Source organism: Saccharothrix sp. CCNWYY140, assembly GCF_037401995.1.
In the GTDB taxonomy this organism is placed as follows: Bacteria; Actinomycetota; Actinomycetes; order Mycobacteriales; family Pseudonocardiaceae; genus Actinosynnema.
Window position 1 is genome coordinate 1 of record NZ_JBBEGC010000202.1, and the last position, 8,694, is coordinate 8,694.

The 8,694-nt window shown below is 68.7% G+C and carries 9 protein-coding genes; 1 reads left to right on the top strand and 8 read right to left on the bottom strand.

Going from position 1 to position 8,694, the window contains the following annotated elements:
• Positions 1 to 113: 113 nt before the first annotated feature.
• Genes WBN91_RS37975 through hpaD form a run of 8 tightly spaced genes read right to left on the bottom strand, consistent with a single transcriptional unit; the run spans position 114 to position 7,379 of the window.
• The gene (locus WBN91_RS37975; RefSeq protein WP_337729153.1) at positions 114 to 500 is read right to left on the bottom strand and encodes a nuclear transport factor 2 family protein; all 387 of its coding nucleotides are present in this window, start codon (positions 498 to 500) and stop codon (positions 114 to 116) included.
• Between the two features lie 8 nt (positions 501 to 508).
• Entirely contained in the window at positions 509 to 1,258 is a 750-nt protein-coding gene (locus tag WBN91_RS37980; protein ID WP_337729154.1) for a molybdenum cofactor biosynthesis F family protein, read from the bottom strand.
• Between the two features lie 9 nt (positions 1,259 to 1,267).
• On the bottom strand, positions 1,268 to 2,062 hold the full coding sequence (locus WBN91_RS37985) for an SDR family NAD(P)-dependent oxidoreductase (RefSeq protein ID WP_337729155.1): 795 nt from the start codon (positions 2,060 to 2,062) through the stop codon (positions 1,268 to 1,270).
• On the bottom strand, positions 2,059 to 3,537 hold the full coding sequence (hpaE, locus tag WBN91_RS37990) for a 5-carboxymethyl-2-hydroxymuconate semialdehyde dehydrogenase (protein ID WP_337729156.1): 1,479 nt from the start codon (positions 3,535 to 3,537) through the stop codon (positions 2,059 to 2,061). Before hpaE ends, WBN91_RS37985 begins: the two co-directional genes overlap by 4 nt.
• Positions 3,534 to 4,466 carry a 4-hydroxy-tetrahydrodipicolinate synthase gene (dapA, locus tag WBN91_RS37995; RefSeq protein WP_337729157.1) on the bottom strand — a complete coding sequence of 311 codons (933 nt, stop codon included), beginning with the start codon at positions 4,464 to 4,466 and terminating at the stop codon, positions 3,534 to 3,536. The genes hpaE and dapA overlap by 4 nt, the downstream gene beginning before the upstream one ends.
• A complete protein-coding gene (locus WBN91_RS38000; protein ID WP_337729158.1) occupies positions 4,463 to 5,125 on the bottom strand; it encodes a GntR family transcriptional regulator in 663 nt (220 codons plus the stop codon). Before WBN91_RS38000 ends, dapA begins: the two co-directional genes overlap by 4 nt.
• Positions 5,122 to 6,519 carry a fumarylacetoacetate hydrolase family protein gene (locus WBN91_RS38005; protein ID WP_337729159.1) on the bottom strand — a complete coding sequence of 466 codons (1,398 nt, stop codon included), beginning with the start codon at positions 6,517 to 6,519 and terminating at the stop codon, positions 5,122 to 5,124. The genes WBN91_RS38000 and WBN91_RS38005 overlap by 4 nt, the downstream gene beginning before the upstream one ends.
• Complete coding sequence (gene hpaD, locus WBN91_RS38010; protein WP_337729160.1) at positions 6,516 to 7,379, bottom strand: 3,4-dihydroxyphenylacetate 2,3-dioxygenase; 864 nt, start codon at positions 7,377 to 7,379, stop codon at positions 6,516 to 6,518. Before hpaD ends, WBN91_RS38005 begins: the two co-directional genes overlap by 4 nt.
• A gap of 257 nt (positions 7,380 to 7,636) precedes the next feature.
• Between hpaD and WBN91_RS38015 the strand changes: the two genes are divergently transcribed.
• A complete protein-coding gene (locus WBN91_RS38015; protein WP_337729161.1) occupies positions 7,637 to 8,602 on the top strand; it encodes a helix-turn-helix domain-containing protein in 966 nt (321 codons plus the stop codon).
• The last annotated feature ends 92 nt before the right edge of the window (positions 8,603 to 8,694 follow it).

The following is an 8,694-nucleotide window of genomic DNA, read 5'->3' on the forward strand; positions in this document are numbered from 1 at the left end:
GGCAGGCCATACGGGGATGACGGAAGAAGCCCAAGTTGGGAGGTCTGCTGCGCGAGCTACTTCGAAGAGCGCGCCCTTCGGGCGCTAGACGCGTCCTGTGCAGGTGGGGCTGGTCAGGACTCTGCGGCTCGGATCAGGGCCGTGTCGGCGACCTGTTCGAACTCCGTCACCCGCCCCTCCACCACCCGCCACACATGAGTGAACCGCGCACTCATAGCCTTCCCCGTCCCCCGATGCACCCCGACATACTCGCCCAACGCCACCACCACATCCCCAGCGTCAAGCAACTCCGACACGTTCGCGCTGAACGACACCCACTCCGCCCCGATCCGATAAAACACGTTCTCCCGAATCGAATCCACCCCGAAATAAGTACCGCCATAAGTCGACCCCGCAGCCTCGGTCCACTTCACCTCCGCAGCCAACGGTGCCAGCATCCCCTCCAAATCCCCCCGCTCCGAAGCAGCATAATGAGCCCGAACAACGTCCAACGCGGTCATACATTCCCTCACACAGGCTGGTCGTCACCGGGATAAGCAACCCGGCCTAGCGGGATGACGTGAGCACCCCCAGGTGCCAATCGGACCTCACCCTCACCATTAAGGCCGAAGAAGACACCGGTAGTGCGTAGCGCGTCCAAGTCGTACAGCCAAGTCGTGGCCACTGGGATGCGGAACTCGCGGAAAGTGAACACATACCGGTTTTCGCCGATCTTCCACGCCGTGGCCAAGTCGACGTCGCCGTGCCCCCGCTGCTCTCCGACCAGGCACTGCCACGCGTAGCGCTCCGAGCTGAGGTACACGTGTTCGTACAAATGGTTTGGGCTGTACCGGTAGAGCGCGCGCCAGCCGATCAGATCCCTGGTCTCCGCCGATGCCTCCCCGGACGGCTCACCACCCGCAAGAACGCCCACCCGGAACCGCTGGGAGACCTGAGGAACGCCAGGCGTCGCCTCAACACCGATCGTGGACTCCACGGTGAGCGTGCGCAGGGTGTTCACGTCCGCGATCACGACCTCCGCCCGCCGAGGCTCGTCACGGAACGTCCTGGACACGAAGAACACCCCAGGAGCACCCTCCACTGCCTCGTACCGGTCACCGCCCTCCAAGCTGCTCTCATCCACAAAGGACAAATCAACCCGACCACCGTCATCGTGCCGCACGGTCCACGTCAAGCCCACCAGCGCATTGCTGCGGGGAAGACGGTTGCCGTCGATACCCGCCGCGAAGTCATCGACGGTCTTCCACTCCTCCGACATGAACGCTCCTTACGCCAGTGCGATGGTGGGCAGGTCGACCGCGCTAGCGCCCGCGTCGGCGGTCACCACGGCCCCGGTGACGATCGACGCCTCCGGCGAGGCCAGGAACGCGATCAACGCGGCGACCTCGTCGGCCTCAGCGGGCCTGCCCAACGGGGTGTTCGACGTGACCAGGGCGTACGCCGCCTCCCGATCCAAGCCCTTGGCAACGGCGAAGCGGTCCATCTGTTCGTCGGCCATGCTCGTGCGTACCCAGCCAGGGCACACCACGTTGGCCCGCACACCGAACCGGCCGTAGTCGCGGGCGATGGAACGGCTCAGCCCAACCAACGCGTGCTTGGTCGACGTGTAACCGGCAACACCCGGACCGGCGAACAACCCAGCCAAGGACGACACCAGCACGACCGCCCCACCGCCGTCGACCAGCTGCGGCAGTGCCTCGCGAATCGTGACAAAAGCGCTGGTCAGGTTGGCGTCCAAGGACAACTGCCAGGCCTCGTCCGTGGTGTCGCCGGCCGCGCCGATGCCGTGACCGCCGGCGTTGGCGACCACGACGTCCACCCGGCCGAACCGCTCCACCGCCTGGGCCACGACGGCCTTCATCGCGGGACCGTCGGCGGCATCAGCAGGCAAGGCCAAGGCTGAGGAACCCAACGGTTCGGCGACCGACGCCAACGGGCCGGGGCGGCGGCCGGTCAGCACGACCCGCCCTCCCTCGGCGACGACCCGGCGCGCGGTGGCGGCACCAATGCCAGTCCCCGCGCCGGTGATGAGCGCGACCCGGCCTGCGAAACGCCCGCTCATCGCAACGCCCCGAAGCGCGGAGGGGTCAGGTTGCCCACGGCGACGTGCACCGCGCGCAGGTCGCTGTAGAAGTCGATGCTGTGTGCCCCACCCTCCCGCCCGACACCGCTGGCCTTGATTCCGCCGAACGGTGTGCGCAAGTCCCGGACGTTGTGCGAGTTGACCCACACCATCCCGGACTGCACGGCCCGCGCCACCCGATGCCCGCGCTGGAGGTCGGAGGTCCACACGTACCCGGCCAACCCGTACTTGGTGGCGTTGGCCAGCGCCACCGCCTCCTCCTCGGTGTCGAACGGCGTCACGCACACCACCGGCCCGAAGATCTCCTCCTGGAACACCCTCGCGTCCGCAGGAACGTCGGCGAACACCGTGGGAGACAGGAAGTTCCCCTCGGCCAAGCCCTCGGGGCGACCGCCGCCGGCGACGAGCCGCGCCTCCCGCTTGCCGGTCTCGACGTACTCCATGACCCGCTCGTAGTGCTCGGGGTGGATCAAAGCACCGACCTCGGTCGCCGGGTCGGACGGCAACCCGACCCGTACCGCCGAAGCCCGCGCAGCCAAGGCGTCCACAAAGGACGAATAGATCTCCCGCTGCACCAACACCCGCGAGGAAGCCGTGCAGCGCTCACCATTCAGAGAGAACACCCCAAAGACCGCAGCATCCACGGCCCGCTCGAAGTCGGCGTCGGCGAACACGACGCAGGGCGACTTGCCGCCCAGTTCCATCGACACCTCCTTGAGGTGCTCGGCGGCCGTGCGCATGATGATCTGCCCGGTGCCGCTCTCCCCGGTGAACGACAGCCTCGGCACGTCCGGGTGTGCCACCAGGGCCGCGCCGGCCGACTCGCCGATGCCGTGCACCAGGTTGAACACGCCCTCGGGCACCCCGGCCTCGGCCATGATCCCCGGCAAAAGGCTCGCCGACAGCGGCGACCACTCGGCGGGCTTGAGCACCACCGTGCAGCCGGCCGCCAGCGACGGCGCGAGCTTCCAGGTTTCCAGCATGAACGGTGTGTTCCACGGCGTGATCAGACCCGCCACGCCGGCCGGCTGCCGGATCGCGTAGTTGACCTGCTGGTCGCCGACCAGGTACGCCTCCTCGTGCTGGGCCACGATGACGTCGGCGAAGTACCGGAAGTTCTCCGCCGCCCGGTGCGCCTGACCGCGTGCCTGGGTGACCGGGAGGCCGGTGTCGAAGGTCTCCAGCTCGGCCAGCCGCTCCGCCCGCGCCTCGATGGCGTCGGCGATGCGCACGAGCACCCGAGCCCGTTCGCGCGAGGACATCCGGGGCCACGGCCCGTCCACGAACGCCCGGCGAGCGGCGGCCACGGCTAGGTCGATGTCGGCCGGACCACCGGCGGCCACCCGGCCGTACTCGGTGTTGGTCACCGGGTCGCTGACGCCGAAGGTCTGGCCGTCGACGCTGGGGACGTCCTTGCCGTCGATGTGGTGCAGCAGTTCGTTCGGGATGTTCATGCGGTGACTCCGGCGGGTTCGAGGAGGTCGGCGGCCTGGGCGCGCAGTGCGTCGATGCGGGCGAGGCCGGCGGGAGTGGGGGAGACCAGGGGCGGGCGGACGTGGCCGCTGGCGATGCGGCCCAGGTTGGCCAGCACGTGCTTGGCCGGGGCCGGGTTGGTCTCCACGAACAGCAGTTCCACCAGCGGGTGCAGGCGGTAGTGCAGGTCGATGGCGGCGTCGTGGTCGCCGGACGCGTACAGCTCGTACATGCGCGCCACGGCCGTCGGCGCGAGGTTGGCCAGGGCGCTGACGAAACCCGCGCCGCCGATGGCCAGCAGCGGCAGGCACAGCAGCTCGATGCCCGACCACATCAGGAAGTCACGCCCGCACTTGTGCAGCACGTGCGAGAAGTGCTCGAAGTCCTTGGTGGTCTCCTTGATCCCCACGATGTTCGAGTGGGTCTGGCGGAGTCGGGCCACCGTGTCGGGCGCGATGTCCACGGCCGTGCGCGAAGGCACGTTGTAGATCACGATCGGCAGGTCCGGGAACTCGCGCGCCACGGCGTCGTACCAGGCGAACAGGCCTTCCTGCGTGGGACGGCTGTAGTAGGGCGTGATGACCAGCGCCAGGTCCGCGCCCAGCCGCCGGGCCTGGTCGGTCAGCTCCAGCGTGTGCTTGAGCGTCGCCGCGCCGGTGCCGGGCAGGAACGGGATCGCGTCCCCGGTCTCCTCGGCCACCACGCGCATCGCCGTGACCCGCTCCTCCAGCGACTGCGCGCTGGGCTCGCCGGTCGAACCGCCGATGGACACGCCGTGCGAGCCGGACTCCTTCTGCCACCGCACCAACGCGCGCAGGCTCTCGGTGTCCAGCTCGCCGTCGGCGGTGAACGGGGTGACCACCGGCGCGATCGAGCCGCGGATGGCCGCCGGGTCGGAACGGAACCTCATGTCGGGAACTCCTTGGGAACGCCGGCCGCGGTCACGGCCCGGAGGGTGTTGAGCTTGTGGTCGCGGGCGAAGCGCTCCACCTGGTCGGCCGGCGCGCCCGCGCGCAGCAGCCGCAGCAGTTCGGCGTGCTCGGCGACCGACTCGTGCGCCCGGCCGGGCACGAGGGCGAACGTGGTGCGCCGGCTCAGGTCCAGCCGCGCCCACTCGGTCGTGATCAGGTCGCGCAACCGGGGGTTGGGGCACTCGCCGCACAGCAGCAGGTGGAACTCGCGGTTGAGCCGGGTGAAGCCCAGCGGGTCGAACTCCACCAGCGAGGCGGCCATCAGGTCGTTGAGGTGCGCGGCCCGGTCCAGCAGGCGGCGGGACAGCGCGGCGGAGGCGACCGCGTGACCTTCCAGCAGGGCGAGGGCCTCCATGCTGTGCCGGTAGCCGTCCGGGTCGAACTCGGCGACCTGCGCGCCGACGTTGGGCTCGAACACCACCCACCCCTCGGCCTGCAACCGCCGCACCGCCTCGCGCACCGGCACGGGGCTGACGCCCAGTTCGCGCGCGATCCGGTCGAACACCAGCCGGGCGCCGGGTCCGTAGCGGCCTCCGACGATCCGGTCGCGCAGGGTCTCGTAGGCGTACTGGGTCTTGGACTTGGCGGGCGCGGTCATCCGTCCCACCGCTCGTACTCGGCCCGCGCGGTCGTCCCCAGCGGGTACAGGCCGTCGACGGACGCGCCGGCGGAGACCCGGTCGAGGATGAACCGCTCCTCGCGTTCCATCTCCAGCGCGTCGGCGGCCACCTCGTCCACCAGCGCGGGCGGGATCAGTAGGACCCCTTCGGCGTCCCCGACCAGCACGTCCCCGGGCCGTACCAGCACTCCGGCGCACGCGATGTCCACCCCGACCTCCCACGGCACGTGCCGCCGCCCCAGGACGGCCGCGTGCGCCCCGGCGCTATAGGAGGGCAGGTCGAGGTCGCGGAAGGCCGGGCTGTCCCGCAGGCACCCGTCCGTCACGACCCCGGCCGCACCCCGCCGCAACGCGCGCAGCGCCAGGATGTCCCCGAGCGTTCCGGCCCCGTGGTCCTCGCGGGCGTCGATGACCAGGACCTGACCCGGCCCCAACGCCTCCACGGCCCGCTTCTGCGCGTTCATCCCGCCGCCGCGCTCGGCGAACTGGTCCTCCCGCAGGGGCAGGAACCGCAACGTGTGGGCGACACCAACCATCCGCAGGTCCGGCCGCGAGGGCGCCAACCCGGTCAGGAACGTGTGGTTGAGCCCCCGCTTGCGCAACTGGCTGGACAGGGTCGCCGTGGACACCTGCCGCAAGGCCGCCTCGGTCTCGGGTGCGATGACCGGCACCGACCCGCCGACCGCCGCATTCCGGTCCTCGACCGTCACACGCGGCCGTGCACCGGGTCCTTCCAGCGCCGGACCATCGCGGACCACGTTCCTCAGCCGCCCGGTGTCGTTCAACGCGACCTCGACGACATCGCCAGGCGAGACCACGGTCGCGCCGGTAGGCGTGCCGGTGAGGATGACGTCCCCGGGCTCCAGCGTCACGTTCCGGCTCAGATCCGCGATCAGATAAGCGAAGTCGAACAACAGCTCGCCGGAGTTGTCGTCCTGCACCAACTCACCATTAATCCACGTGCGTAGACGAATATCATGCAGGTCCACTTGACGCGGATCCAACAGCACCGGACCGACCGGGGTGAAACCGTCCGCGCCCTTCGACCGCAGGTTCGACCCCCGATCCGCATAACGCAGGTCGTGGACACCGAAGTCGTTGGCCGCCGCGATACCGCCGATGTACTCGACCGCTTCTTCCCGCGAAACCCGGGACGCCCGCTTGCCCACCACCACCGCGATCTCACCTTCGAACGCCGCCAACTCCGTGCCCGCCGGCCGCACGAGATCCCGTCCGGTCCACGACAACGACGACGGCGGTTTCAAGAAGTACGAAGGCTCATCCGGGTAACGCCCCCGTTCCGCCGCCCGGCTGCGGAAGTTCAGGTGCACCGCGACGATTTTCGACGGTTGTAGACCCAAAGGGTGTGTCATGCCTTCAGCCCGTCCGGGATCGGGAAATCGACGATGACCTGCCCGGTCCCGCTGCTGGGGAAGTAGTCGCACAGCTGCTCGCCGTGACCGGTGTAGGCGTCCCAGCCCAGGATGCCGAACAGCATCGCGGTGTCCGCCATCGCCGCCTCGCCGGTGAACCGCTCGTTGTAGGCGGGCAGCGCGGCCAGGAACTCGGCGATCCGCCCGGACTGCCACTGCTCCAGCACGAGCCGGTCGGCCTGCTCGTTGATGGGGTTGCTGATCCGGTCCAGGTACTGCGAGGACACCTCGTTGGGCGGGAACTGGTGCGACAGCGACCCGCTGGCCAGGAACGCCACCTTGCGGTCGCTGCGCAGCACCGCCCGCGCGATGGCCTCGCCGACCCGCCGGTTCTCGTCGATGGAGGAGTAGATGTTGCACCCCACCGGCACCACGGCGATCGGGTCGCCGTCGCGGTTCATGAAGTGCATCGGCACCAGCGTCGCGTACTCCAGGCCCAGGTCCTTGACGTCGTGCACCATCGCCTTCTGCCCGCCCGTGGTGATCTCCTCGCCGATCAGCGCGGCCAGCTCCGGGCAGCCGGGGTAGTCGTACTCCAGGTCCCGGATGAAGTGCGGCAGCTCGTGCGAGGCGTAACTGCCCCGGTGGCGCGCCTTCCCGTTGACGTGGAAGCTCATGCTGTTCATCCAGTGCGAGTCGGCCACGACGAAGGTGTCCGCGCCGCGCTCCTTCGCGCGCCGCCCCACCTCCACCAGACCCAGCTCGGCGGGCCTGCGGATGCCGTGGTGCTTGCCCGGGTGGATGGACAGCCAGATCGACGGCACATGCGTGATCTTGGCGGCCAGCACGACCTCACCCATGTGGTCACCTCCGCATCGGGGATCGTGTAGCGGATCGAATACGATCCGCGCCCGGCACGTGTCCACGCGCCGGCCATCCAGGTCTAACAGGACGGTCCCGACCAGCGGTTGACCGCGTGCGCACGGTCTTTGACCCTCGGCGCACCGGCTAGTCGAACTTTTTGCGACTCCGCAACAACCCCTTGACGAACGCCCGACCGCAGACGAGCGTGCCCTTCACCGATCCCACCCACCGTCACCGGTCCTGGAGGGCGACGATGTCCTACGTGCTGACCACCGCGGGAGTCCCCGCGCCCCAGCAGTTCGACCTGTGGCAGTCGGCGGTCTCCCAAACCTTCGTGCCACTGGAAGCCACCACCGGCGAACACACGGCATTCCGAGGCAGACTCCGCGGCCGAAACCTGGGCAGCGTAGCCGTGTACGAGGCCTCAGCAGACCCCCACACCGTCCGCCGCACAGCCCGCACAATCTCCCGCGCGGCCCCGGAGTACTACAAACTAAGCCTGCAACTACACGGCACCGCCAAACTCAGTCAGGACGGCCGTCAGGCAGCCCTACGCCCAGGCGATTTCGCCATCTACGACACAACCCGCCCATACTCCCTGGCTTTCGACGACGTGTCGTCCACCCTGGTATTGATGTTCCCCAGGTCGATGCTGTGCCTACCCACCCCCCAGGTCGAGCAACTAACTGCAATCCGCTTCGCCGGCGGCCAAGGCGTAAGCGGCATAGTCAGCACCACCCTGGTCCAGTTGGCCCGCAACATCGACGACCCCCAGGTCCACGGCAGCGTACGCCTAGCAAGAAACGTCGTAGACCTGCTAGGCACAGCTTTGGCCGACCAGGTCGACTTCACCGACATCCCAACCGAAACCTCCCGCGCCGCAATGCTGGTAAAGATCAAGTCCTACGTAGAAGCCCACCTGGAAGACCCCGACCTGTCCCCAGGCGACATAGCAGCAGCCCACCACATCTCCACCCGCTACCTGCACAAACTCTTCAGCGAGGCCGGCACCACGGTCTCAGCCTGGATCCGCCACCGCCGCCTGGAACGCTGCGGCCAAGACCTAGCCGACCCAGGCAAACACCAACTGGCAATCGGCGTAATCGGCGCCCGCTGGGGCCTAGTAGACGCCTCTTACCTAAGCCGAGCTTTCAAAACCGAATTCGGCCTCTCCCCGTCAGAATACCGCCGCCGCAGCGTAGAACACCGAACCGCCTAACCACGCGCAAAGCGCGGCTCTTCGGCGAAGCCGGCAAGCGGCAGTCCACCGAGGAGGACACAGCGCAACTTGGGCTTCTTGCTTGTGTCATC

Bases quoted from the DNA above. Each gene is read 5' to 3' on its own strand.
- WBN91_RS37975 (WP_337729153.1), bottom strand. From the start codon at position 500: ATGACCGCGTTGGACGTTGTTCGGGCTCATTATGCTGCTTCGGAGCGG.
- WBN91_RS37980 (WP_337729154.1), bottom strand. From the start codon at position 1,258: ATGTCGGAGGAGTGGAAGACCGTCGATGACTTCGCGGCGGGTATCGAC.
- WBN91_RS37985 (WP_337729155.1), bottom strand. From the start codon at position 2,062: ATGAGCGGGCGTTTCGCAGGCCGGGTCGCGCTCATCACCGGCGCGGGG.
- hpaE (WP_337729156.1), bottom strand. From the start codon at position 3,537: ATGAACATCCCGAACGAACTGCTGCACCACATCGACGGCAAGGACGTC.
- dapA (WP_337729157.1), bottom strand. From the start codon at position 4,466: ATGAGGTTCCGTTCCGACCCGGCGGCCATCCGCGGCTCGATCGCGCCG.
- WBN91_RS38000 (WP_337729158.1), bottom strand. From the start codon at position 5,125: ATGACCGCGCCCGCCAAGTCCAAGACCCAGTACGCCTACGAGACCCTG.
- WBN91_RS38005 (WP_337729159.1), bottom strand. From the start codon at position 6,519: ATGACACACCCTTTGGGTCTACAACCGTCGAAAATCGTCGCGGTGCAC.
- hpaD (WP_337729160.1), bottom strand. From the start codon at position 7,379: ATGGGTGAGGTCGTGCTGGCCGCCAAGATCACGCATGTGCCGTCGATC.
- WBN91_RS38015 (WP_337729161.1), top strand. From the start codon at position 7,637: ATGTCCTACGTGCTGACCACCGCGGGAGTCCCCGCGCCCCAGCAGTTC.